General features: G+C 64.2%; 22 protein-coding genes. 4 read left to right on the top strand and 18 right to left on the bottom strand.

The features are described from left to right. Positions 1-4: 4 nt before the first annotated feature. Both dnaE and rarD read right to left on the bottom strand, forming a co-directional pair. Positions 5-3541 carry a DNA polymerase III subunit alpha gene (dnaE, locus tag ACHIRB_RS10200; protein ID WP_395123543.1) on the bottom strand — a complete coding sequence of 1179 codons (3537 nt, stop codon included), beginning with the start codon at positions 3539-3541 and terminating at the stop codon, positions 5-7. A gap of 85 nt (positions 3542-3626) precedes the next feature. Then, complete coding sequence (rarD, locus tag ACHIRB_RS10195) at positions 3627-4463, bottom strand: EamA family transporter RarD (RefSeq protein ID WP_395116942.1); 837 nt, start codon at positions 4461-4463, stop codon at positions 3627-3629. Positions 4464-4620: 157 nt separating this feature from the next. Between rarD and ACHIRB_RS10190 the strand changes: the two genes are divergently transcribed. Then, the gene (locus ACHIRB_RS10190) at positions 4621-7029 is read left to right on the top strand and encodes a cation-translocating P-type ATPase (protein WP_395116805.1); all 2409 of its coding nucleotides are present in this window, start codon (positions 4621-4623) and stop codon (positions 7027-7029) included. 8 nt (positions 7030-7037) lie between these two features. Here ACHIRB_RS10190 and ACHIRB_RS10185 read toward each other — a convergent pair whose 3' ends face one another. Genes ACHIRB_RS10185 through lspA form a run of 3 tightly spaced genes read right to left on the bottom strand, consistent with a single transcriptional unit; the run spans position 7038 to position 9243 of the window. Further along, complete coding sequence (locus ACHIRB_RS10185) at positions 7038-7676, bottom strand: hypothetical protein (protein ID WP_395116807.1); 639 nt, start codon at positions 7674-7676, stop codon at positions 7038-7040. Positions 7677-7689: 13 nt separating this feature from the next. Then, a complete protein-coding gene (locus tag ACHIRB_RS10180) occupies positions 7690-8616 on the bottom strand; it encodes an RluA family pseudouridine synthase (RefSeq protein WP_395123542.1) in 927 nt (308 codons plus the stop codon). Continuing rightward, positions 8617-9243, bottom strand: coding sequence for a signal peptidase II (lspA, locus tag ACHIRB_RS10175; protein WP_395116811.1), 627 nt, complete (start codon positions 9241-9243; stop codon positions 8617-8619). It lies immediately after the preceding gene. Positions 9244-9277: 34 nt separating this feature from the next. On the opposite strand from lspA, the gene ACHIRB_RS10170 reads away from it, so the two are divergent. Both ACHIRB_RS10170 and ACHIRB_RS10165 read left to right on the top strand, forming a co-directional pair. Then, a complete protein-coding gene (locus ACHIRB_RS10170; RefSeq protein WP_395116813.1) occupies positions 9278-10207 on the top strand; it encodes a hypothetical protein in 930 nt (309 codons plus the stop codon). A gap of 2 nt (positions 10208-10209) precedes the next feature. After that, positions 10210-10941, top strand: a complete 732-nt coding sequence (locus tag ACHIRB_RS10165) for a sensor domain-containing protein (protein WP_395116815.1) — start codon at positions 10210-10212, stop codon at positions 10939-10941. Positions 10942-11008: 67 nt separating this feature from the next. Here the strand turns inward: ACHIRB_RS10165 and ACHIRB_RS10160 are convergent, their stop codons facing one another. From ACHIRB_RS10160 to ACHIRB_RS10145, 4 genes are all read right to left on the bottom strand, one after another. Next, positions 11009-11500, bottom strand: coding sequence for a WKL family lipoprotein (locus ACHIRB_RS10160; protein ID WP_395116817.1), 492 nt, complete (start codon positions 11498-11500; stop codon positions 11009-11011). 92 nt (positions 11501-11592) lie between these two features. After that, positions 11593-12138: a WKL family lipoprotein gene (locus ACHIRB_RS10155; protein WP_395116819.1), complete on the bottom strand. Its 546-nt coding sequence runs from the start codon at positions 12136-12138 to the stop codon at positions 11593-11595. A 67-nt stretch (positions 12139-12205) separates the two neighbouring features. After that, positions 12206-13579 (bottom strand): DNA polymerase IV, encoded by a 1374-nt coding sequence (locus tag ACHIRB_RS10150; protein WP_465254666.1) that lies wholly within the window; start codon positions 13577-13579, stop codon positions 12206-12208. Continuing rightward, positions 13576-13935, bottom strand: a complete 360-nt coding sequence (locus ACHIRB_RS10145) for a TfoX/Sxy family protein (protein ID WP_395123541.1) — start codon at positions 13933-13935, stop codon at positions 13576-13578. Before ACHIRB_RS10145 ends, ACHIRB_RS10150 begins: the two co-directional genes overlap by 4 nt. A gap of 132 nt (positions 13936-14067) precedes the next feature. Between ACHIRB_RS10145 and ACHIRB_RS10140 the strand changes: the two genes are divergently transcribed. Beyond that, the gene (locus ACHIRB_RS10140) at positions 14068-14967 is read left to right on the top strand and encodes a TIGR03619 family F420-dependent LLM class oxidoreductase (protein ID WP_395123540.1); all 900 of its coding nucleotides are present in this window, start codon (positions 14068-14070) and stop codon (positions 14965-14967) included. Here ACHIRB_RS10140 and ileS read toward each other — a convergent pair. The 9 genes from ileS to ACHIRB_RS10095 all read right to left on the bottom strand — a co-directional run bounded on the left by ileS (position 14964) and on the right by ACHIRB_RS10095 (position 24413). After that, the gene (gene ileS, locus ACHIRB_RS10135) at positions 14964-18146 is read right to left on the bottom strand and encodes an isoleucine--tRNA ligase (RefSeq protein WP_395116825.1); all 3183 of its coding nucleotides are present in this window, start codon (positions 18144-18146) and stop codon (positions 14964-14966) included. The genes ACHIRB_RS10140 and ileS overlap by 4 nt on opposite strands. A 227-nt stretch (positions 18147-18373) precedes the next feature. After that, positions 18374-18631 (bottom strand): hypothetical protein, encoded by a 258-nt coding sequence (locus tag ACHIRB_RS10130; RefSeq protein ID WP_395123538.1) that lies wholly within the window; start codon positions 18629-18631, stop codon positions 18374-18376. Between the two features lie 46 nt (positions 18632-18677). Next, on the bottom strand, positions 18678-19520 hold the full coding sequence (wag31, locus tag ACHIRB_RS10125) for a DivIVA-like cell division protein Wag31 (protein WP_199706798.1): 843 nt from the start codon (positions 19518-19520) through the stop codon (positions 18678-18680). Between the two features lie 167 nt (positions 19521-19687). Next, the gene (locus ACHIRB_RS10120; protein ID WP_395116829.1) at positions 19688-19969 is read right to left on the bottom strand and encodes a YggT family protein; all 282 of its coding nucleotides are present in this window, start codon (positions 19967-19969) and stop codon (positions 19688-19690) included. 111 nt (positions 19970-20080) lie between these two features. Continuing rightward, positions 20081-20719, bottom strand: coding sequence for a cell division protein SepF (locus ACHIRB_RS10115; protein ID WP_395116831.1), 639 nt, complete (start codon positions 20717-20719; stop codon positions 20081-20083). Positions 20720-20808: 89 nt separating this feature from the next. Further along, positions 20809-21528 carry a YggS family pyridoxal phosphate-dependent enzyme gene (locus ACHIRB_RS10110; protein ID WP_395123537.1) on the bottom strand — a complete coding sequence of 240 codons (720 nt, stop codon included), beginning with the start codon at positions 21526-21528 and terminating at the stop codon, positions 20809-20811. Continuing rightward, positions 21525-22250 (bottom strand): peptidoglycan editing factor PgeF, encoded by a 726-nt coding sequence (gene pgeF, locus ACHIRB_RS10105; protein WP_395116835.1) that lies wholly within the window; start codon positions 22248-22250, stop codon positions 21525-21527. The genes ACHIRB_RS10110 and pgeF overlap by 4 nt, the downstream gene beginning before the upstream one ends. 78 nt (positions 22251-22328) lie before the next feature. Then, the gene (gene ftsZ, locus ACHIRB_RS10100) at positions 22329-23501 is read right to left on the bottom strand and encodes a cell division protein FtsZ (RefSeq protein ID WP_199706803.1); all 1173 of its coding nucleotides are present in this window, start codon (positions 23499-23501) and stop codon (positions 22329-22331) included. A gap of 276 nt (positions 23502-23777) precedes the next feature. Next, a complete protein-coding gene (locus ACHIRB_RS10095; protein ID WP_395123646.1) occupies positions 23778-24413 on the bottom strand; it encodes a cell division protein FtsQ/DivIB in 636 nt (211 codons plus the stop codon). Positions 24414-24421: the final 8 nt, after the last annotated feature.

Raw genomic sequence — 24421 nt, 5'->3', positions numbered from 1 at the left:
CGGCTCACACCGGCAAGCAACCTGGTCCGAGTAGCGCTTTCAGATCACCCATCAACGCCGACGACGGCGTGACGCGATAGCTGTCGTCCACCTTCAACATGGTGGTCTTGTTGTTGCTGACCAAACGCAGGTGCACGTCAGCCGTGCCGGGATGGCTCGCCAGAATGCTCTTCAGTGCGCGCACCTTGTCCTCGGTGCAGACCCTCGTCGGAATGCTGACCGCAACCGGCTTCGCCACGCCGACCGACGAAAGGTCCGGCACCGCAAGGTCGTTCGCGATGAGTGAGATCCGGTCGTCGCGTACCGACACTCGCGCCTTCACCAGGACGACGGAGTCTTCGCTGATATCCATGCCGTACACGGCGTAGGCCTGCGGGAAGAACAGCACCTCGATGCTGCCGACCAGATCCTCGATCTGCGCGGACGCCCACGCCAGACCGTTTTTGTTGATCCGCCTGTTGACCGAAGCAAGAATGCCGCCGACGACCACCTGGGTGCCGTCCTTGATGTCACCTTCGAGAATCGCCGCGATCTGAGTGTCCGACTGCGCCGCGAGTACGTGTTCGACGCCGTTGAGCGGATGGCCGGAAACGTAGAGGCCGAGCATCTCGCGTTCCAGGGCAAGACGATGTTTCGTCTCCCACTCTTCGTCAGGGACCTTGACGTTGAAGACGGACGAGATGGATTCGTCGGCACCCTCGCCACCGAACAGGTCGAACTGGCCGATCGCTTCGGCCTTCTTCGTACCCATCACGGCGTCGATCGCATCCGCGTGCACGAGCAACAGGCCCTTGCGCGGATGGCCGAGTGAGTCGAAACCGCCTGCCTTGATCAACGACTCGGTGACCTTCTTGTTGCAGGCCGTCGCGTCGATCTTGTTCAGATAGTCGGAGAAGTCGGTGAAGGCCGACTTCTCCTTGCGCGCTTCGATGATCGCGGCGACCACGTTGGACCCGACGTTGCGCACCGCGCCGAGCCCGAACCTGATGTCGGTACCGACCGACGCAAAGTTGTGCTCGGACTCGTTGACGTCCGGCGGCAGCACCGAGATGGCGAGCCTACGGCAGTCGGCCAGGTACATGGCCGCCTTGTCCTTGTCGTCGCCGACGCTGGTCAGCAGGCCTGCCATGTACTCGGCGGTGTAATTCGCCTTCAGATAGGCGGTCCAGTACGAGACAAGGCCGTAGCCGGCGGCGTGCGACTTGTTGAATGCGTACCCCGCGAACGGGAGGATCGTGTCCCACAGCGCCTTGACGGCCTTCTCGGAGAAGCCGTTCGCGACCATGCCGGCATGGAAGCCCTTGTACTCCGCTTCGAGTACCTCGAGCTTCTTCTTGCCCATGGCCTTGCGGAGCGCATCGGCCTTACCCATCGAGTAGCCGGCGACCTTCTGGGCGATGAACATGATCTGCTCTTGGTAGACGATCAAGCCGTAGGTGTCGCCGAGGATGTCCTTCAGCGGTTCTTCGAGCTCCGGATGGATCGGGGTGATCGGCTGCCGCCCGTTCTTGCGGTCGGCGTAGTCGTTGTGCGCGTTCATGCCCATCGGGCCGGGCCGGTACAGCGCGATGACGGCGATGACGTCGGCGAAAGTGGTCGGGCCCATCCTGCGCAGCAGGTCCCGCATGGGTCCGCCTTCGAGCTGGAACACACCCAACGTGTCACCGCGCGAAAGCAATTCGTAGGTCGCCGGGTCATCGAGCGGCAGGTTGTCCAGGACGATGTCGATGCCGCGGTTCGCCTTGATGTTGACGATCGCGTCGCCCATGATCGTCAAGTTCCGCAGGCCGAGGAAGTCCATCTTCAGCAGGCCGATGGCCTCGCACGACGGATAGTCCCAGCCGGTGATGATCGCGCCGTCCTGCGCGCGCTTCCACAGCGGAATCGCATCTACCAGCGGCTCGGACGACATGATCACCGCGCACGCGTGCACACCCGCGTTTCGGATCAGCCCTTCGAGTCCGCGTGCCGTCTTGTAGATCTTCGCGACATCGGGATTGGAATCGATGAGCGCGCGAACCTCGACGGCTTCCTTGTACCGCTCGTGCGTCGGGTCGGTGATACCTGCGACCGAGATGTCCTTGGCCATGATCGGCGGCGGCAGTGCCTTGGTGATCTGATCCGCGATCGCAAACCCTGGCTGGCCGAACTGAACTCGCGCGGAGTCCTTGATCGCAGCCTTGGTCTTGATGGTGCCGAACGTGATGACCTGGGCGACCTTGTCGCTGCCCCACTTCTCGGTCGCGTAGCGGACCATCTCGCCGCGGCGGCGGTCGTCGAAGTCGATATCGATATCGGGTGCGGACGGACGTTCCGGGTTGAGGAACCGCTCGAAGAGCAGCCCGTACGGAATGGGATCGATGTTGGTGATGCCCAGCGAGTAGGCGACCAGCGAGCCTGCGGCCGAACCACGACCGGGCCCGACGTGGATGCCGACCTCCCTCGCGTGCGACACGAGGTCGCCGACGACGAGGAAGTACGCCGGGAAACCCTTCTGCTTGATGACGTCGAGCTCGAAGTAGGCGCGCGTGTAGTACTCGTCGGGCACACCGTCCGGGAAGCGTCTGGCCAGGCCGCGGTCGACTTCCTTACGCAGCCAAGAGTTCTGGTCTTCGCCGTCTGGCACCGGGAACACCGGCATCCGGTCGCGGAACTCCCACACGTCCTTGTAGGACTCGACGCGCTCGGCGATCAACAGTGTCGAATCACAGGCACCGGGCACCTGGTCGTCCCACAGCGCGCGCATCTCGGCCGCGGACTTGAGGTAGTAACCGTCGCCGTCGAACTTGAAGCGCGTCGGGTCCGACAGCGTCTTGCCGGTCTGGATGCAGAGCAGCGCCTCGTGGTTCTCGGCGGCTTCCTTGGTGACGTAATGGCAGTCGTTGGTCGCGAGCGGCGGAATCTCCAGCGTCTTGCCGATCTCGAGCAGTCCCTCACGAACCCGCCGTTCGATCGAAAGCCCGTGATCCATCAGTTCCAGGAAGAAGTTCTCCTTCCCGAAAATTTCCTGCCACTTGGCCGCGGCCTCGAGCGCCTCACGGTCGTGGCCGAGCCGCAGCCGGGTCTGCACCTCACCCGACGGGCAACCGGTCGTGGCGATGATCCCCTCGGCATGCTCGGCGATGATCTCCTCGTCCATCCGCGCCCACTTGCCGAGCTGACCTTCCAGCGAGGCCCGCGACGACAGCTTGAACAGGTTGCGCAGGCCGGTCGCGTTGGCGGCGACCATCGTCATGTGGGTGTAGGAGCCACTGCCGGACACGTCGTCGGACTTCTGACTGCGATCGCCCCACAGGATGCGTTTGGTGTCGAAGCGCGACGCCGGTGCAATGTAGGCCTCGATGCCGATGATCGGCTTGATGTCGTGCTTGATGGCCGAGTTGTAGAACTCCGACGCGCCGTACATGTTGCCGTGGTCGGTCATGCCGACCGCGTTCATTCCCAGCCGCTGCGCCTCTTCGAAAAGTGGCGAAATCTTGGCCGCACCGTCGAGCATCGAGTACTCGGTGTGGTTGTGCAGATGAACGAACGAGTCAGCCAACGGGAGGCCTTTCGGGTTTGGAGTCCTTGCGAGTCTAGGCGGGTGGACCGACACGTCGACGAGGCGCGCTGGCACGTGACAACTGTTACGGATGTGGCCTACGAGACCGCCTCACCCGCCACACCATGTCGGTCGTGAACACCACGAGCGCAATCCAGATCAGCCCGAAACCGATCCACCGCGAACCGGGCATGTCCTCACCGACAACGGCTACGCCCCAAGCCATCTGGAGTGCGGGCGTCAGATATTGCAGGATCCCCATCGTGACCAGCGGCAGCCGTTGGGCAGCTGCGCCGAAGAACAGCAGCGGCAACGTGGTCACCGGTCCGCAGACCAGCAACAGCAGCAGCTGACCGACGTTGTCGTCGACCGTCGCGGTGCCGATGACGAACAGATAGCCGATGTAGGCGAGAGCGAAAGGCGCCGCAACCAGACCTTCCGCGGTCAGACTGCGCAGCGGATCGAGCGGGACGACCTTCTTGACCAGACCGTACGTCGCGAAGCTGCAGGCAAGGACCAGCGCGATATAGGGCGGGTGGCCGTAATCGATCGTCAACACGATCACCGCGACACCGGCCAGCACCAACGCGACGATCTGCGCGGGGTCGAGTCGCTCCCGGAAGATCACGACACCGAGCAACACACTCACGAGCGGGTTTATGAAGTAGCCGAGCGCACACTGCACGACCTGTTCGGACGTGACGCCGTACACGTAGACACCCCAGTTGATCGCGATCGCGGCCGATGCGGCGGCGACCAGCAGCCAGACTCGTGGCGCTATCCCCCGCAGCCGCCCCAACCGGCCGAGGACGGCAAGAACGATCAGCATCACGGCGAGCGTCCACAGAATGCGGTGCGCGAGGATCTCGATCGGCCCTGCGAACGCAAGCAAACCGAAGAACGCGGGGAACAGGCCCCACATGAAGTAGGCACCCGCTCCGAATGCGAGACCCGACTGCGACGGCTGCTGCTCGCTCGTCGGAGTCGGTTTCACTCGAACGAGGGTAGCCACCGCATCCGAGTGCAGCCGAGTCGGAGTCCGGGCACCACGGCCGACCGCGAACGCCTACCCTTTTCGCATGTCGATCGCCACACACGTACCGCTGAGCAGCGGACTCACCTCGGCCGAAGTCGAAGATCGGCGTGCCAAGGGGCTGTCCAACGACGTACCCGACCGCGCGAGCCGCTCGGTCAAGGACATCATCCGCGCCAACGTGTTCACTCGAATCAACGCAATCCTCGGCGTGCTGTTCATCCTCGTCGTCGCGACCGGTTCGATCATCGACGGCATGTTCGGTTTGCTTATCGTGGCGAACAGCAGCATCGGCATCATCCAGGAGACCCGAGCCAAACGGACTCTCGACAAGCTCGCGATCGTCAGTCAGGCCAAGCCCATCGTGCGCCGAGACGGCAAGGCGCATGCGGTATCACCTAAAGAGGTCGTTCTCGACGACATCATCGAACTCGGACCCGGCGATCAGATCGTCGTCGACGGTACGGTGGGAGAATCCTCCAGCCTCGAGATCGACGAGTCGCTGCTCACCGGCGAGGCCGACCCCGTTCACAAGGTCGTCGACGCGGAAGTGCTCTCCGGCAGTTACGTCGTCGCGGGCAGCGGCGCGTATCGCGCAACGAAAGTCGGCCGCGACGCCTACGCCGCGAAGCTGGCGGACGAGGCGAGCAAGTTCACGCTCGTGCATTCGGAGTTGCAGTCCGGCATCAACAAGATCCTCAAATTCATTACCTACCTGATGATTCCGGCCGGCGCGCTGATCATCTACAACCAGCTGTTCTCCAGCGGTCAGTCCTGGCGTCCCGCCGTCAACGGCATGGTCGCCGCTCTCGTGCCTATGGTCCCCGAAGGCCTCGTGCTGATGACGTCGATCGCCTTCGCGGTCGGCGTCGTTCGCCTCGGCCAGCGCCAGTGCCTCGTCCAGGAATTGCCGGCGATCGAAGGCCTCGCCCGTGTCGACGTCGTCTGTGCCGACAAGACCGGAACGCTGACCGAGAACGGCATGCGACTCTCGGAACTGCAGCGCGTCGAGGGAGCCGAATCCGAAGAGACACTGCAGCAGGCACTCGCGTCGATGGCCGCCGACGATCCGCGTCCCAATGCGAGCGTTCAGGCTCTGGCCGAAGCCTTTCCGGACAAGCCCGGTTGGGTCGAGAGCGGCGTTGCGCCGTTCTCGTCGGCGAAGAAGTGGAGCGGACTCTCCTACGGCGACAACGGCAATTGGCTGCTCGGCGCACCGGACATCCTGCTCGATCCCGACAGCGACATGGCCCGTAACGCCGAAAGCATCGGCTCGGCGGGATTGCGCGTCCTGCTTCTCGGCAGCAGCGACCGACCCGTCGACGCACCAGACGCACCAGGCGTCGTCACCCCGCAGGCACTGGTCGTGCTCGAGCAGCGGGTCCGCCCTGACGCCAGGGACACGTTGGATTACTTTGCCAGCCAGAATGTTTCGGTGAAGGTGATCTCAGGCGACAACGCGGTGTCGGTCGGTGCGGTCGCAGGGTCGCTCGGGCTACCCGGTGGCGACCGACCGATCGACGCTCGCCAATTGCCCTCCGAGCGTGAGCAACTCGCTGCGACGCTCGAAGAATCGACGACCTTCGGCAGGGTTCGGCCCGACCAGAAACGCGAAATGGTTGCGGCACTGCAGTCGCGCGGCCACACGGTCGCGATGACCGGTGACGGCGTAAACGACGTCCTTGCTCTCAAAGACGCCGATATCGGCGTCTCGATGGGATCGGGTAGCCCGGCGACGAGGGCGGTCGCTCAGATCGTGTTGTTGGACAACAAGTTCGCGACGCTCCCCTACGTCGTCGCCGAAGGTCGTCGGGTGATCGGCAACATCGAGCGTGTCTCGAATCTGTTCCTCACCAAAACCGTGTATTCGGTCCTGCTCGCGTTCCTGATCGGTCTGGCCGGCGTGGTGTCGCAGATCTTCGGTTTCGATCCTGTCCCCTACCCGTTCCTGCCACGGCACGTCACGATCGCAGCGTGGTTCACGATCGGCATCCCGGCATTCATCCTGTCGCTCGCCCCGAACAACGAACGCGCTCGTACCGGATTCGTTCCGCGGGTCATGCGGTTGGCGATCCCGTCCGGCATCGTCATCGGCATCGCGACCTTCGTCTCCTACCTGATCGCGTACGCGGGACCCGATGCGACCGACGAGCAGGTGGTCCAGGCAGGCACGGCCGCTCTGATCACCCTGATCATGATCGCTGTGTGGGTGCTGGCCATCGTCGCGCGGCCGTACAACTGGTGGAAGATCGTGTTGATCGCGGGTTCGGTGGCCGGGTACCTGATCCTGTTCGCACTGCCGTTCACCCGAACGTTCTTCAAGCTCGATCCGACCAACGTCGACGTGACGGTGGCCGCGCTGATCATCGGCGCGATCGGCATGGTGCTCGTCGAGATCGCGTCCCGGATCGGGGTTCGGATGGCGAGCGCCAACGACGCCGACACGGACGACTAAGCGGGCGACTAGGCGGGCGGAATTTCGCCGTCGTCGGGGACCGGACCGACGACATCCGTCTGTTCGGGCAGCAGCGGGACGACCGCGAAACGGCCGAACACGGCGTCCGCGGGCAACGCTTCGACAGCGCGAACACCGTTGCGCTGCGCTAATTCGGTCAGTTGGTGCGGCGTACCCCGAACCGTGAGTCCGACAACGCAGGCGCACCCCTCTTCAAGCCTCGCGCCGGACACCCGATCGACACGGGTGCCGCGGTCGTCGCGTGCCGGCGTCGACAGGAGTTGCGAGGCAGCCGATTTCGCCGACTCGAGCACCGCGGCGCTGCTGTCGGGCACATCGATGACGACCAGCCGAGTCTGGACCCGCGCGATCGGCACTCGATGCAGCACCTGCGAGATCCGCACGTTGCCCGCCACCTGCACTGCCGCTTCTGGTCTCAGTTCCGTAGTGAACGAGACGAGGGCATACCGCGGCTCCCCCGTTTCGCCGAGTGTCCCGCGCGCCCGCTCCAGATAGGCGTCGACCTGCTCACCCTGATCCGGACCGAGACGGTCTGTCGCAATCGAGGCGTCGTTGGGCTTACTCGCAATGCCAGCAAGCAGAACGACGGCAACCAACGCGACCACAGCGCCCGCTAGGAGCGCCAACGATCGGAACCGGTCACGCACCACGAAGAACGGCAAGCGCAGCCGCTAGATCCGCCGGATATTCGCTGGTGATCTCGACCCAACGTCCGTCGCTCGGGTGCGCGAAACCGAGCGATTTCGCATGCAGCCACTGCCGTTCGAGGCCGAGGCGCTGCGCAAGTTTCGGATCGGCACCGTAGGTGATGTCGCCGCAGCAAGGATGCCGGATCGCCGAGAAATGCACTCTGATCTGGTGGGTGCGACCGGTCTCGAGATGGATGTCGAGCAGGCTGGCAGCCTGGAACGCCTCGATCGTGTCGTAGTGCGTGACGCTGGGCTTGCCGTCAGCGGTCACCGCGAACTTCCAGTCGTTGCTGCGCGACCGACCGATCGGGGCGTCGATGGTGCCACTGCTCGGATCCGGATGACCCTGCACGAGAGCGTGATACCGCTTCTCGATCGTTCGCTCCTTGAAGGCGCGCTTGAGCACCGTGTACGCCCGCTCGGATTGTGCGACGACCATGACACCCGACGTACCGACGTCCAACCGCTGCACGATGCCCTGGCGTTCGTGCGCGCCCGACGTAGAGATGCGGAAGCCTGCAGCGACGAGTCCACCGATGACCGTCGGACCCGTCCACCCGACGCCGGTGTGTGCCGCGACGCCGACCGGTTTGTCCACGGCGACGATGTCGTCGTCCGCGTACAGAATCGTCAAGCCCTCGACGGGCTCGGCGTCGATCGTCAATTCGCGCTTGGGTTCGGGCAAGGCGACTTCGAGCCAACTGCCGCCGCCGAGGCGATCGGACTTCGCAACCGGCGCGCCGTCGACGAGGACCGCACCCTCTTCGGCCATCGTCGCAACCGCTGTTCGTGACAGACCGAGCAGGCGCGCAAGGCCGGCATCCACCCGCATGCCGTCCAGTCCGTCCGGAACCGGCATGGACCTACTTTCACCCATTTAGCTGTCCTCGCTACGGGCGTTCGACGACGTTCGAGTGCCGTCCGGTTCGAACCCGAACAGCGTCAGCCCGACAAGCAGGATCGCGCCGCAGACGATCGCCGAATCGGCGACGTTGAAAACGGGCCACCACCCGACGGACACGAAGTCGACGACATGGCCGCGCAGCGGTCCCGGCGAACGGAAGAATCTGTCGATGAGGTTGCCGAGTGCACCGCCGAGCACCATGCCCAGGCCGATCGCCCACCACAGCGACCGCATCTTTCGACCGATCCGTACAACTCCGATGACGACAGCGACAGCGACGAGGGTCAGCACCCAGGTCCACGCCGTCGCCATGGAAAACGCCGCGCCTGGGTTGCGGACCAACGTCAACGTCACGACGTCGCCGATGATCCGGACCGGTTTCTGCGGGTCGATATTCGCAACCGCGAGGACCTTGGTGAGGAGGTCGAGAGCCAGCAACACACCAGCGATCGTGAGCAGCAGCGGCAGCCGCAGCTTGCCCTTCGGTGCGGCCGTAGGTGTCGATTCGGGCGACTCGGACACCGAGCCGGCCGGTTCGGCTGGAGTGTCTCGAGCGGGCACAGCCGGGACGTCTTCGCCGGCTCGTCGATCTTGTGTCACCTGACCATCATCCCTCACCGCGTAACCTGGTCGAGTGACGGTGTTGTCGTACCCGGTCCGGTCCAGCATCTTTGCGCTGGCCGCGACGCTCAGCCTCAGTTCTTTCGTCTCTGGATGCAGCGAGAGCGCAGACTCGCCCGCGCCCGAAGCAGAATCCACCCAAGCGGTCAAAAACGAAGTGACTGTGCCTATTTCGGCGGTCACAGTGGCCTTGGTCGACCCGGGCGACGGTCCGCACGAAGTTCTCGCGCCACACCCGGCAATGGGTGCAACGCAGCAGGTGACGTTGCGCACGACCAACCGAATTCGCCAGCAGATCAACAATCAGGCCGACCAGGAACTCTCCTCACCCGCGCTGACCATTCCGCTCACGGCGGCGGCGGACGAGCACGGCGCGCGGCTGACCATCGGCAAAGTCACGACACCCGACGCCAAGCTATCGGGCGGACTGGGACCAGCCGAGGGCTCGCACGCCGGTTTCACCGTCAACCCGCGCGGAGCCATCACGTCGCTACGCCTGAGCCCGCCCGCCGACGCCACCGATGCCGTTCGCTCGGCAATCGAGCAGGCGTTCTATCAAGCCGTCTACAGCGCGGTCGTGTTCCCCGACGAACCCATCGGCGTCGGCGCGGTATGGACGATGCAGCAGCAGGTGTCCGGCGGCGTGACGCTCGACCAGATCACGACGGCGCGACTCGCAGAACGCGACGGTAATCGCGTCGTCGTGACCGTCGACGTCATGCAGAAGCCGAAGTCCGAGATCTGGAACCTGCCCAACGACGCCGGAATGCTGACCGTCGAGGACTTCGTCATGAAAGGCAGTGGCACCGTGACGATGGATCTCGGCCTTCCGTTACCTGTCGACGGCTTGATCAGCCTCGGGGGTGACCAGACCTACGCCGATCCGGAGACCTTGACGCGGCTCAAGCAGTCCACCGGCAGCACCGTCCAGTGGGGCGGTTAGGCGTGCGCGCTGCACACTCCATGGCCGTGTGCGCCGCCGTATCCGTTGTTCTCGTCGGCTGCTCCGACGACCAACCCACGCCGTCGCAGACGGTCGACTCGCTCGGTGCGGTGGTTGCCGCTCCGACTGCAATCACGGCGCCGCCGATCACCGATTCGGCGGCACTGCGGGCACTGCTGCTGACGCGCGCCGACCTGCCACCAGGCTTCTCGCCCCTCGCCGACCCCACGATCGATCTCGGACTACCTCCGGCACCCGACGGACCGGACAAGGCTCGCACCGACCCTGCACAGTGCTCGGCGGTACTCGAGCCACTCGCCGCACAGCGGACGGGCGCGACCGCCGACGGCGCCGCCAGGTTCGCAGGTCCGGATTTCACCAGCATCGACGTCGACGCCGCGAGTTACTCGATCGACGCCGCGGCCGATGCGTTCACGCGAGTGCAGCAGACCCTGCGCGAGTGCGCGAGCTACAGCGGTACCGACGCCGACGGGGTTGCTGTCGACTACCGGATCGGTGCCCTCGATCAGCCGACGAGCGGCGACGCGTCGACGGCGTTTCGCATCCTCACCGAAAGTGACGGCATCACGCTGACCACCGATGCTGTGCTCACCATCGTCGGCTCGACGGTCGTCCAGTTGACCGCCTCGGGTCAGGAGCCCATCGATCCGGCGGTCCTCACCGGTCTCGTTGCGCGGCAGGTCGATCGATTGCGGACCCCGCCCCAGACGTGACACGGCGGGAGGGTCACCTTCACGTCGCCAGACAGCGTCTGGGTGCCCCTCACTCCGCTGTTCGGGCTCAGGCGCAGGCCGGCGATTGCTGCCCTAGATTTCCGAGCACTGCACAGACCCAGTCCTTCTTCAGCTTCCATCGGCCGTCCTCGGGAACGAAGTCGACGGTGATGACGTTCGGCTGACCGCTGATGGTGAGCGTGCCGGTTGCCTGCAGTTCGTTGGTGCCGAACGGCTCGACGCTCTCGATCGAGGCTGTGACGTTCGCGGCCCGCGCGGCCTCGACGAACTGGTTCACAAGTCCCGGATCAGCTTCGGCGCCCTGGACCTGTCCGACCTTCTCCTCGACCGGAACCGCTGGATCGAGCGCACGCTGGAACTGAGCATTCAGCTCTTCCGGCGTCGGCTGCGGGGGCAGGTCCGCAGCCCGCGTCGGTTCCGGAGTCGTCACACCCGTCGGCGGTGGATTCTCCGTAGGGTCGGAACCACAGGCCGTCATGGTGAGTGCGCCGACGATCGCCACGGCGGCAATCAGTACGCGGGAGGTGCTGCGCTGCATCAACTCAGGGTCCTTACCTTCGGGTGGTCGTCGGCAACACAAATGGCCGGCACCTCGGGGGTACCGGCCATTCGAGCAAGACTGTCTATCGATCAGGCGCAGGCGGGCGAAGGCTGCTGCAGGTTGGTCAGCAGCGTGCAGACCCATTCCTTCTTGAGCTTCCACTTGCCGTCTTCGGCGACGAAGTCGACGGTGATGTCGCCAGGCTGACCGTTGATCGAGAACGTGCCCGCCGCCTGCAGTTCGTCGGTACCGAGCGGCTCGACCTTGGTGATGGTCACCGTGGCGCCGGCATTACGCGCTGCTTCGACGAACTGACCGACCAGAGCCGGATCAGCCTCGGCGCCCTGGACCTGGTCGACCTTCTCCTCGACCGGGACGGCAGGATCGAGTGCACGCTGGAACTGTGCGTTCAACTCTTCCGGTGTCGGCTGGGCGGGCAGGTTCGCGTCACGCGAACCGGCACTTGCCGAGGTCGTAGCCGCTGCCGCCGCCGATGTGGTGGTGGGTGAGTCGGCACTCTTGTCGTCGGAGCCACACGCGGTCATCGTGATCGCGCCGACGATCGCCATACCGGCGATCAGTGCGCGGCTGGTGCTGCGAAGCTTCAACTGCTCGTCCTTACGTTTCGAGGTCATCTGTTCTGTCCCACTATTGCAGCTACGGCCGAGTAGGCCCGTGCTGCCGGAAGCACCCAGGCTACCTTCACCGGAGGCTGTCCAGCGGATCCGCCCTGGCCAGCAGCGCGTCGCCGCCAGGAAACGTCCTGGTCGAGCCGGGTCCGGTCGACCGGGTCTCGAACCGCACCGTTACTACTCCGTGACCGGCTCCCTGCACCCAGCCGTGCCCGAACTCCGGATGAGAGACGTCGATACCCGGGTGCCACACGGGCGTCTGCGGTCCGTCGGTCGCTGGGTCCGACGCCGCGGCTGGCTCGGAAGACTCCTCCTGCTGATCCTCGGCTGCGATCACACTTTCGACACCCGACGTTTCCAGTTCGGGGAACAGCGAACCCTGTCGAAAGGTGGACAACCCGCCGAAGCCGACGCCGACGAGCCGAACCGGTCCGAGTTCGATCGGGTCGATCACCGAACGCTGTGCCGCGCCGATCAGGGGTGGCTTTTCCGTTGTGGCGTACGGCAAGGTGATCGACCTGGTGATGATGGTCATGTCGGATCGCTTGAGTTTGAGCACGACCGTTCGCGCCGCACGGCCGTCTTCGAGCAGTCGATCGTGTGCGTGCGAGGCGATGCTGTCGACCGCAGAGCGTAGGTCGGCGAGCGTCACGATGTCGGTGGCAAACGTGGTCTCGGCGCTGATCTGCTTCGCCTCGGCACGCTCGGACACCGTCCGATCGTCGACTCCGTTCGCGAGGCGATGCAACGCGGTCCCCACTGCGTTGCCGAGAATCGACGCGGCCTCCGATTCGGGCATTGCCGCGAACCCACCGATCGTCTCGACGCCGAGCTTGCGCAACTTCGCCTCGGCGACAGGACCTATCCCCCACAGCTTGCGGACCGGAAGTGCTGCAAGCAGTTGGTCCTGTTCGGCGGGCGAGACCACTCGCACCCCGTCCGGTTTCGCAAGGCCCGACGCAATTTTCGCGACCTGCTTGCCAGTCCCAGCACCGATCGACGCGACGAGTCCGGTCTCGGTGCGAACGAGGGTCCGCAGCTGTTCACAGAACTGCCACACCTCGGCGGCGGTGGCACCGGCCAACTCGACGGGCTCGCCGAAGGCCTCGTCCATCGACAGCTGTTCCAGTACCGGCATCCGCTTGCGCAGAGCATCGAACACCTGCTTGCTGACCGCGGAATAGACGCTGTGCCGAGGCGGCAGCACAACCGCGGCTGCACCGACCATCCGCCGCGCCTGATGCATCGGCATCGCCGACCGTGCGCCGAACACCCGTGCCTCGTAACTCGCACCCGCGACCACGCCGCGACCACCCGCACCACCGACGAGCACGGGTCGGCCACGCAAGGTGGGTCGCGTCAGCTGCTCGACGGAGGCGAAGAACGCGTCCATGTCGAGGTGCAACACCCAGCGGCGGCTACGGGTCGGATCGAGTTCGGTCACCTCGTCGTCGGTGGCTTCTTCGGTGCGGGCTTCTTCTTCGCGGTTTTGGGTTTGGGTACAGGCAGGACATCAGCGGTCCGTTGCACGAATTCGTGTAGCCACTCGGTGTCGGCCAGTTTGTCGTCCGGCACCGCGTAGTAGTCCTTCGAACCCGGGTAGGCGGGAGCGAGATAGGTTGCGTCGGAATACTCTTCGGCGATGTCGGTCGGTTTGACGAACAGCGTGTCGTCGCAGACGAACGCAACGATCTTGTCGTCGCAATACAGCCCGTACTCGCCGAACATCGCCCTGGTGCGAACGTCGAGCGGCTCCAACTGTTCGAGGAGATACGCGATCGTCTCCTTGCTCGTACTCATGAGAGTGCAACCTACGCGCAGACCCCGACAATCGATCGAATCCACCCGAGCGAATATGCCACCGGTACCGCTATGCGGGCCGGATGCGACATTCGCTCCGACTCCGACGGACCGCTGCAGCATCATGTAGGCGTGGACATCGGATTCGCACTACCCGTCTCGGGATCCTGGGCTACGCCCGACAACGTCGTCGAGATCGCCGAGACCGCCGAAAGACTCGGCTATACGACGTTGTGGACCTATCAGCGCCTGCTCTATCCGGAGGGCACCAAGCTGTCGTCGGTGTACGAGAGCGTGCTCGATCCCGTCACGGTCCTCGGTTTCGCGGCCGCTGTGACGACGAGAATCCGGCTCGGCACCGCGATCGTCAATCTGCCGTTCCAGTCGCCCGCGGTGCTCGGTAAGCAGTTCGCAACACTCGACGTGTTGTCCAAGGGCCGGCTGGAGGCAGGCCTCGGACTCGGTTGGGCGCAGGAGGAATTCACGGCGGCAGATGCCGAGTACACCCGAAGGGGCGCACGCGGTGACGAGTTCATCGCAGCGATCCGCGCCGTCTGGGGTCCCGATCCCGTTGAATTCGACGGGGACTTCTACACGATTCCGCGCTCGAAGATCCTGCCGAAACCGGTCCAGCAGCCGCATCCGCCGATCTTCCTCGGCGGCATCGCCAAGCCGGCGCTCGATCGGACCGGCCGACTTGCCGACGGCTGGATCAGCAGCAGCGGGGCGGACCTCTCGACGCTCGCCGACCCCATCGAGCGGGTCAAGAGCGCGGCACGTGCGGCGGGCCGCGACCCGGACGCATTGCGCTTCGTCTGCCGCGGCGTCATCCGCGACACCAACCGCAACGGTCCGCTCACCGGGACCCCCGAGCAGATCCGAGCAGACCTGCCCGACCATGCCGCGCAGGGGATGACCGAAACCTTCCTCGATCTCAACTTCGATCCGACGATCGGCAACCCTCGGGCGGACCCGGCCGAATCGATGCGCCGGGCCCGCGAGATTCTGGAAGGACTGGCTCCGACCGGCTAACCCTTGTCGATCACGATCCGAACGCGGGTACCCGACGCCAGGTCGAGTACCGACTCACCGGGGTCGACTGCAGCGAACTCGAGTTGCGTGGCTAGCACTTCGCCCGCGATCAGTTCGCGGTGCGTCTGTGCCCAGTGCGCGAACTCCTCCGGCACAGCGAGGGTGACGAGGATGCGATCGGACACGTCGAGGTCGAGTGTCTTGCGCGCCTCCTGCAGTTCACGGATCAGATCTCGCGCCCAGCCCTCGGCTTCGAGTTCTTCGGTCACGACCGAGTTCAACACGACGAGGCCTGCGTTACCCGGCAGTGCCGCAGTCGATTCGGGCTCAGCGGCAACAAGGCGCTGCGTGTACTCCTCGGGAAGCAACTCGATACCGGCGGCACGAACGACGCCGTCGGAATCTTCCGCCCAATCCCCCGCCTTGACGGCCTTGATCACCGACTGCACGTCTTTGCCGAGCCGAGGCCCGGCAGCGCGCGCGTTGACGACGAGTTCGAACCGACCGTGTGAATCGACGTCGGTGGTGAGGTCGACCTTCTTGACGTTGACTTCGTCGGCGATGATCTCGACGAACGGCGCCAATCGTTCGGCGTCGGCTGCCGCGACCGTAACTTCCGACAGCGGCAGACGAACACGAAGATTCTGCGCCTTCCGCAGACTCGACACCGTGGAGCACACCAGCCGGACCTCGTCCATCGCGTCCACGAGTTCCTGATCGGCCGGAAGCTCTTCCGCCGCAGGCCAATCGGCAAGATGCACCGAACGACCTCCGGTCAGACCCCGCCAGACGACCTCCGAGATCAGCGGCAAAAGCGGTGCGGCCAATCTGGTGACGACCTCAAGCACGGTGTGCAGCGTGTCGATCGCGTCGCGATCTTCACTCCAGAACCGCGAACGCGACCGCCGCACATACCAATTGGTCAGCGCGTCACAGAACCAGCGCAGCTCGTCGCAGGCTCCGGCGATGTCGTAGGTCTCGAGTGCATTCGTCATCGCGTCCCGGGTCGCCGCCAACTTGGCGAGGATGTAGCGGTCGAGGACGTGCGTCGAATCCGTACGCGACACACCGGGTTTCGATGCGTACAGCTGCAGGAACGTCCAGGCGTTCCACAGCGGCCGCAGCGCTTGCCCCGCACCCTCGCGGATGCCGCGCTCGGTCACAACGAGGTTGCCACCACGCAGGATCGGCGACGCCATCAGGAACCAACGCATCGCGTCGGAACCGTCGCGGTCGAAGACCTCGTTGACGTTCGGGTAGTTGCCCTTCGACTTGCTCATCTTCAAGCCGTCTTCGCCGAGCACGATGCCATGCGCCGCAACGGTTTTGAATGCAGGACGATCGAAAAGAGCGGTCGCGAGCACGTGCAGCGTGTAGAACCAGCCACGCGTCTGCCCGTTGTATTCGACGATGAAGTCACCCGGGTAGTGCGTCTCGAACCAGTCGGTGTTCTCGAACGGATAGTGCACCTGCGCATACGGCATCGAACCCGACTCGAACCAGCAGTCGAGCACCTCGGGGACACGACGCATCGTCGAGCGACCGGTCGGATCGTCCGGATTCGGACGCGTCAGGTCGTCGATCATCGGGCGATGCAGATCGTCGGGACGCACGCCGAAGTCACGTTCCAACTCGTCGAGCGAGCCGTAGACGTCCAGCCGCGGATAGGCAGGATCGTCGGACGTCCACACCGGGATCGGACTGCCCCAGTAGCGATTTCGGCTGATGTTCCAGTCCCGCGCGCCTTCGAGCCACTTGCCGAACTGACCGTCTCTGATGTGTTCGGGCACCCAGGTGATCTGCTGGTTCAGCTCGACCATCCGGTCGCGGAACTTGGTCACGGCGACGAACCACGAGGGCACCGCCATGTAGATCAGCGGCTCACCCGAACGCCAACTGTGCGGGTAGGAGTGCTCGATCGTCTCGTGGCGCAGCATCTTTCCCGCAGCCTTGAGGTCCTTGATGATGTTCGGATTCGCGTCGAAGACCATCTGGCCCTCGTACGGCGGCACCAACGCGGTGAACTTTCCGCCGGCATCCAGCGGTTGGACAATCTCGATGCCGTTGGCCGTCGCGACGTCCATGTCCTCTTCACCGAAAGCCGGTGCGAGGTGGACGATGCCGGTACCCGAATCGGTCGTGACGTAGTCGGCGGCAAGCACGCGGTGTGCGTTCTCGTGGCCTTTGCCCGCACGGTAGAAGAAGTCGAACGGCGGCGTGTAGGTCAGGCCGACCAGTTCGCTGCCCTTGTGCTCGGATACAACCTCCGGAGCTTCGCCCAACTCCCGCGCGTAGTGCGCGACACGCTCTTTGGCAAGCACGTACCGCTTGCCGTCGGCAGCGGATACCTGGACGTAGTCCGTATCGGGGTGGACCGCGATGGCTAGGTTGGACGGCAACGTCCACGGCGTCGTCGTCCAGATGACAGCGTTCGCACCGTCCAGGACTGACCCCGGTGCGTTCAGCGGCATCTCGACCGTCACGGCCGGGTCTTGGCGCATCTTGTACGCGTCGTCGAGCCTGGTCTCTTGATTCGAGAGTGGCGTCTGCTCGTACCAGCTGTAGGGCAGCACGCGGAAGCCCTGGTAGATCAGGCCTTTGTCCCACAGCGCCTTGAACGCCCACATGACCGATTCCATAAAATCGACATCGAGCGTCTTGTAGTCGTTGTCGAAATCGACCCACCGCGCTTGACGCGTCACGTAGTCGCGCCACTCGCCGGTGTACTTGAGGACCGAGGCCTTGCACGCAGCATTGAAGTCGGCGAGGCCCATGTCGTCGATCTGGGACTTGTCGGTGATGCCGAGCTGCTTCTCGGCCTCGATTTCGGCCGGAAGTCCGTGACAATCCCACCCGAAGCGACGCTCGACCTTGTTTCCGCGCATGGTCTGGAAGCGCGGAACGAGGTCTTTGACGTAGCCGGTCAGCAGGTGACCGTAGTGTGGCAAACCATTGGCGAACGGGGGTCCGTCGTAGAAAACGAACTCCGGACTGTCGCTTCGATGCTCCACGCTCGCCCGAAACGTACCGTCCGCTTCCCACGCAGCGAGCACCTGACGCTCGAGATCGGAGAACGCGACGCTGCCTGCAGCCGTACCACCGGACAGGTCGACGCGGGGATAAGAGGTGTTCTGATCGTCCGAAGACGTGTTGTCCGAAGACGTGTTGTCCGAAGACACTGCGGGCTCCCTACGTGCCGTGTTCTGGCACGGGGACGATGTCGGCGCAGTGTGCGCCGGTACCGCGGTACCACCCCGCTTGCCCCGACGAGCTGAGTCGAGGCCTCTCTCGTGAGCTGTGTCGGGCTCACCCGTTCGGTTCTACTGAGCCGGAATCGGCCGTTCTTCCGAAGACTCCCCGGTGATGGCCGGATCTACGCCTACAACAAGTGCGTGATGAAACGATACTAACCGAGCGGCGGTTGTGAATGCCTGCCCTTTTTTCGGCGGTCGGGCGCAGGTTTGGTCAGATCGACCGCCCCTGCTCCGCTCGACACGGTCCCGTCGGCGCTGCTACGCGTGGTGAGCGCACTCGCAAGGAGCAACAGTGCCCCGACTACGCAGGCGGCGATGCATCCCCACGCCCACACGACGGATCCGGTCATCAACGAAACGATCAACAACCCGAATCCGACGGCGGCGAGAACAAGCGTCAGAACCAGCACGCCACACCCCGTGCAGAGCTAGCGGCAGCAGCGACCACCGAAGCGGCTACTTGCTCCCCTTGGCGAAGGACGCCTGGCTGTGGTTGCTCGACGTGCCGTCCTGGCCGAACGCCTCGCCACCGTCGACCGGAATGGCCGACCCACGATTGTCGAGCTCTTCGAGCTGTGATTCGAGGTAGGACTTCAGGCGGACCCGGTATTCCCGTTCGAACGTCTTCAACTGCTCGATTCGGCCTTCGAGGACCGTGCGCTGCTGGTTGATCGTCGCCATGATCTCGGTGTGCTTGCGCTCGGCGTCGGCCTGCAGCGCGTCGGCTTTCTCCTTTGCCTGACGCAGCTGGGTCTCGGACCGGGTCTGCGCGTCGGCGAGGAGGGCTTCCGACTTCTGACGTGCATCGGAAATCATCGCCTCCGAACGCGACCGTGCGTCGGTGACCAGGCGCTCGGAGTTGGTCCGGGCATTACCCAGCAACTGCTCCGACTCGGTCTTCGCGTCGTTGGTGAGGCGGTCGGCCATTTCCTGTGCGAGGCCGAGCACCTTGGCGGCCTGCATGCTTGCATCGCCGGTGGCCGGGGCTGCCGGCGCGGCGGATGCAATCGGTGCAGGTACCGGTGCGGGTGCCGGAGCTGGGGCTTTCGCCGTCTCGACGACCCGTGCGGCGGGTGCGGGCGGAGCGGACTTGTTGCCGCGGCCCTTCTTGGAATCGGAAAGCTCGGCATCGAGTTCGCCAACCCGCTGGCGCAGGTCTGCGTTCTCCTCGATGAGACGGGACAGCTCCTGCTCTACCAGGTCGAGGAAGGCATCGACTTCGTCTTCGTTGTATCCGCGCTTACCGATGGGCGGCTTGCTGAACGCAACGTTGTGCACATCAGCTGGTGTCAGCGGCATGGAAGGATCCCTTCACGCGTCATTTGTCGGTCTAGCAAGCATTCAGTTATAGCGCACTTCGCTTTGATATCAACCATCACACTGTAACTGGCGTCCATTCTGTCACACCTGACCCGCGGGTTGCGTCTGTCTCGACACAATCGACATCAGACCGAGCTCACTCGACATCAGACCGACCTCTCGACGATGGACATGAGGATGAAGACGACGAACAGCAAGACCATTATCGAGAGGTCGAGCCGGATCCCGCCGAGGTTGATCGGTGGGATCACTCGCCGAAGAAGTTTTACGGGCGGATCGGTGACCGTGAAGATTGCTTCGAGAAGCACAACCACGATCCCGGTCGGATGCCAGTCACGGGCAAAAGATCGAATGAATTCGACGATGATGCGACCGATCAGCAGCAACCAGAAGATGAAGAGCGCGAAGTAGATCACACTGAGGGCCACGACAACACTCTGCCTGAGTTTCCCTCATCGATCAAAATGGCCGACCCCGCACAGCACTCCCCCGACACGTTTCCCACCACGATCCCCCCGATCGACCCCCGGTTGTCACACCTAGGACTGGTTGTAGAAGCCGGTTTCGGCGATGCGCTTGCGCTCTTCTGCCGACACATCGATGTCTGCGGGTGAGAGCAGGAACACTTTGGTTGCCACTTTGTCGAATGAACCACGCAGCGCGAACGCGAGCCCGGCAGCGAAGTCGACAAGACGCTTCGCATCGGCATTGCTCATCTCGACGAGGTCCATGATGACCGGCGTTCCATCGCGGAATCGTTCGCCGATCGTGCGTGCCTCGCCGTAGTCACGCGGCCGAAGCGTCGTGATCTTCGACAGCGGTCCGCCGTCGTCGAACAACGGCGTGCGACGCGGTTCGACGCGAGCTTCCATCTGGGTGTCGATTGCAAGCGCACCGCGCGTTGCGCCACGAGAGATAGGAGCGGGGCCGCGAGCGGAAAGCGGCTCGAGCCGCGGGCCGCGCCGGGCGGGCTCGTAGGCGGCGGGCACATCGTCGTAGTCGTCGCGGCGTGCTGGTGCGTAGCCGGAGCGCGGTGCCGGGTCGGCGTAGTCGACGTCGTAGGACTCCCGAACCCGAGCGGGTCGGCGCGCCGGACCCGGCTCGTCGAGATAGTCGTCTTCATAGTCCTCGAGCGGAACCATGCCGAAGTAAGCCTTGAACTTGTGCAGGGTGCTCATTGATCGACCTTCCTTGGCACGGCTGGCCTTGGGGTATTTCAGGTGATACGCATGGGATCGAAATGTGTTTCAGGTGTTACTGATGGGGTTCAATTTATCGGCCGGGTACCTAACAACGCGGTACCGACACGCACGCAGGTCGATCCGTGTTCGATCGCAATTTCCAAATCACCCGACATGCCCGCAGATAGCTGCGTGGCGCCGGGATGGCTTTGCAGCACACGAGATTGCAACTCCTGCAGAGTTGCGAACGAACGGCCCGGCTCCGCGCCGACCGGAGGTATCGCCATCAGACCGGTCAGCTCCAGGTGTTCCGCGTTCGCCACCTGATCGGCAAGCTCCATCAGGTCCGCCGCGCTCACACCGCCGCGATCGGGATCGTCGTCGAGACTGACCTGCAACAGCACTCCTGGCGCGACGGCACGCTCACCGGCGGCAAGTGCGGCACCGGATGCCTTGTCCAACGCGCGGACCAGTTTGGCGTTGTCGACCGAATGGATTGCGTAGGCCCAGCCTGCAACTGCCCGCGCCTTGTTGCGCTGCAACCGCCCGATCATGTGCCAACGAACTGCGTGATCGTCCGTGGCACTCGCAAGCGCTGCAACTTTTGCCGTCGCCTCCTGCTCGCGAGACTCACCGAATTCCCGTGCGCCCAGCCGATACAGAATCTCCACATCCGAGACGGGGAAGAATTTGGTGACCGGTAGGAGCACAACCTCGTCCCTGCGCCGACCACCACTGCTGCAGGCGGCGGCGACGCGGCTCTCGAGCCGCTCGAATGCCGAAGCGAGTTCGGTCTCGCGGCTCATCTGCTGGTTTGCATCCAAATCACGCCTGCGATTCTCCCGGTGGGTGCTTCGCGCCGATGACTGAACAGAGCGCGGTCCTCGATCGTGCACCGCGGATCCTCCGCGACGCCGGCGATACCAGCGTCGAGCAACTGCCGTCGGATTCCGGCACGCAGGTCGAGACCCGGTGTACCTCTCACCGTCTTGGTCCGGCTGCCGGGGAGATGGCGTTCGACATCGGCAGCCATGGCGGCGGGTACTTCGTATTGCCGACCGCTCGCGGCCGGACCGAAAAACGCACCGATTCTGCTCAGTTGTGCGCCCTGTTCGACCATGACGTCGAGAACCCGCGGGACGATACCGATCCGGGCTCCGACCCGACCGGCGTGCACAGCCGCGATGACACCCGCCTCGTCGTCGGAGAGCAGTATCGGCACGCAATCCGCTGTCAGAACGACCAATCCGAGATCGGTCGCGGTCGTGACGAGCGCATCCGTCGCCGGAATCGGCTCGGCGGAGGGGCCGTCGACGACAGTGATGTTGCGACTGTGGATCTGTTCCATCCAGACGAGCCGATCCGGCCCGAGCCCGATCTCCGTGGCCAGCCGCTCCCGGTTCCTGGCTACTGCTGTGGGGTCGTCACCGACATGGTCCCCCAAATTGAACGAGTCGTACGGTGGGGCCGAAACCCCACCCGTACGACTCGTGACGACCCTGCGTGTGCGCCGAACGACTTGTGTCACACCGTAACTCTGTGTCACCGCGTGTCCGCCCGTCAAACTGCGTCCGTGTTCCGGACTTTATCTCCCGGACACTTTCGATCAGCGACGCATGAAGTCCGGTACGTCGACATCGTCTTCGACGTCGACGGCAGCAGCGGACCGTTGCGCAGAGTGCGCGGGTGCTCCGTTGCTCACCGACCGTGCCGGCTCGCGGTCCCGGTAGTGTGCGCCGTTTCCGTTCGATTGACCGATCTCGCCTGCGCGAGCAGACCCGATCGGCTGCGTCCGAGCAGCGGGTGCAGCTTCGACCGGACGTCGTGCCGGTGCTCCCGATTCGAATCCGGCAGCGATGACGGTCACCCGTACCTCGTCGCCGAGCGAATCGTCGATCACCGTTCCGAAGATGATGTTGGCTTCGATGTGCGCGGCTTCCTGCACGAGGGATGCGGCCTCGTTGATCTCGAACAGTCCGAGATCGGAACCACCGGCAATGGAGAGCAGCACACCTTGGGCGCCTTCCATGGACGCTTCGAGCAGCGGGGAGTTGATCGCCGATTCGGCAGCCTTCACCGCGCGACCGTCACCACGTGCCGAACCGATACCCATCAAGGCACTGCCTGCACCCGACATCACGCTCTTGACGTCGGCGAAGTCGACGTTGATCAAGCCAGGTGTCGTGATCAGGTCGGTGATGCCCTGCACGCCGTTGAGCAGCACTTCGTCTGCCGAACGGAACGCATCCATCAGACTGACGGCCGCGTCACCGAGCTGCAGGAGCCGGTCGTTCGGAATGACGATCAGGGTGTCGCACGATTCGCGCAGCGATGCGATGCCGTGTTCGGCCTGCCCGCCGCGCCGCTTGCCCTCGAAAGAGAACGGGCGGGTGACGACGCCGATGGTGAGTGCGCCGAGCTTGCGTGCGATGCTCGCGACAACAGGAGCACCACCTGTTCCGGTGCCACCACCCTCGCCTGCGGTGACGAAGACCATGTCGGCGCCCTTGAGCACCTCTTCGATCTCGTCCTTGTGGTCTTCTGCGGCCTTACGGCCGACGTCGGGATCGGCGCCTGCGCCGAGACCTCGAGTCAGTTCACGGCCGACGTCCAATTTGACGTCGGCGTCGCTCATCAGCAGAGCTTGCGCGTCAGTGTTGACGGCAATGAACTCAACTCCCTTGAGTCCCTGCTCGATCATGCGGTTGACGGCGTTGACGCCGCCGCCGCCGATGCCTACGACTTTGATTACGGCGAGGTAGTTATGCGGGGGCGTCATGGGCTCTCGCCTTCCTTCGATCGCAAAGATTGTGTTCGCCTGTCGGCGTGGCCTACTTCAACCGAGTTGCCCGTAAACCCTAAACCTCAACCACAGGTTCAACGTTATGTCAAGTACTCGATTAGGGGCAAACGCTATGCACCGGCACACCGATCCGCACGCAGGCGCGCCGTGTCGGGCGCGGATTCTTTTACTTCTGCCACCTGTGCCATCGCCCATCGGGTACAGCAGGGCCGCGCATCCGAGCGAAACAGGCCTACTGCAACGTGTTTCGCGTCACCGAACGGTCGGCAGGTCCGGACTCGACACGTCGTAGATTCGACCCGGCTGCGTGAGCAAGGGCAGCGCGATGTCGGATTTGCGCTGCGAATCGTCTTGACTCCCCCACACGATCACCCGACCGTCGAGCAGGTTGAGCGTGATGTCCGAGATCGACGTTGCCACCACTTCCCCGACCTGCAGTCGCAACGGCGGCGGCGTGGCAGCGAGAACAGCGAGGACCGCCTGGGTCGTCGGGTCGCCTGCACCTGGATTGTCGACCTTCAACCTCGGCACACCAGGCGGCGGCGGCTCGATCGCATAGTCGACACCGGTCGCGTCGAGCAGGTGCGTTCCCTGCGGGGAATCGAAGAACACGATCGGCGCACGCTCGGTGACCGTCACCCGAACGGTCGACGGATACACCCGCTGCACGCGGACCGAAGCCACCTTCGGCAACTGCGCGACACGTCGGGCCGCGGCATTCGTATCCACCCGTAGCAACGGTCTGCCGTCGTCGATCGCAAGAGCGGCAAGGACCTGCTCTTCGGGTATCGACAGCAGTCCCTGCACCGAGGTCTCGCGCACCGACATGATCGGCGTGAACCAGCCGCCGACGACAACGGCAACCGCGACGACAACGACGCCGACGATCGTCCACA

It is taken from the genome of Antrihabitans spumae (assembly GCF_043944905.1).
Taxonomy (GTDB): Bacteria; Actinomycetota; Actinomycetes; order Mycobacteriales; family Mycobacteriaceae; genus Antrihabitans; species Antrihabitans spumae.
Note: the sequence above shows the minus strand (reverse complement) of the source record. Positions and strands in the feature narration are given on the sequence as shown.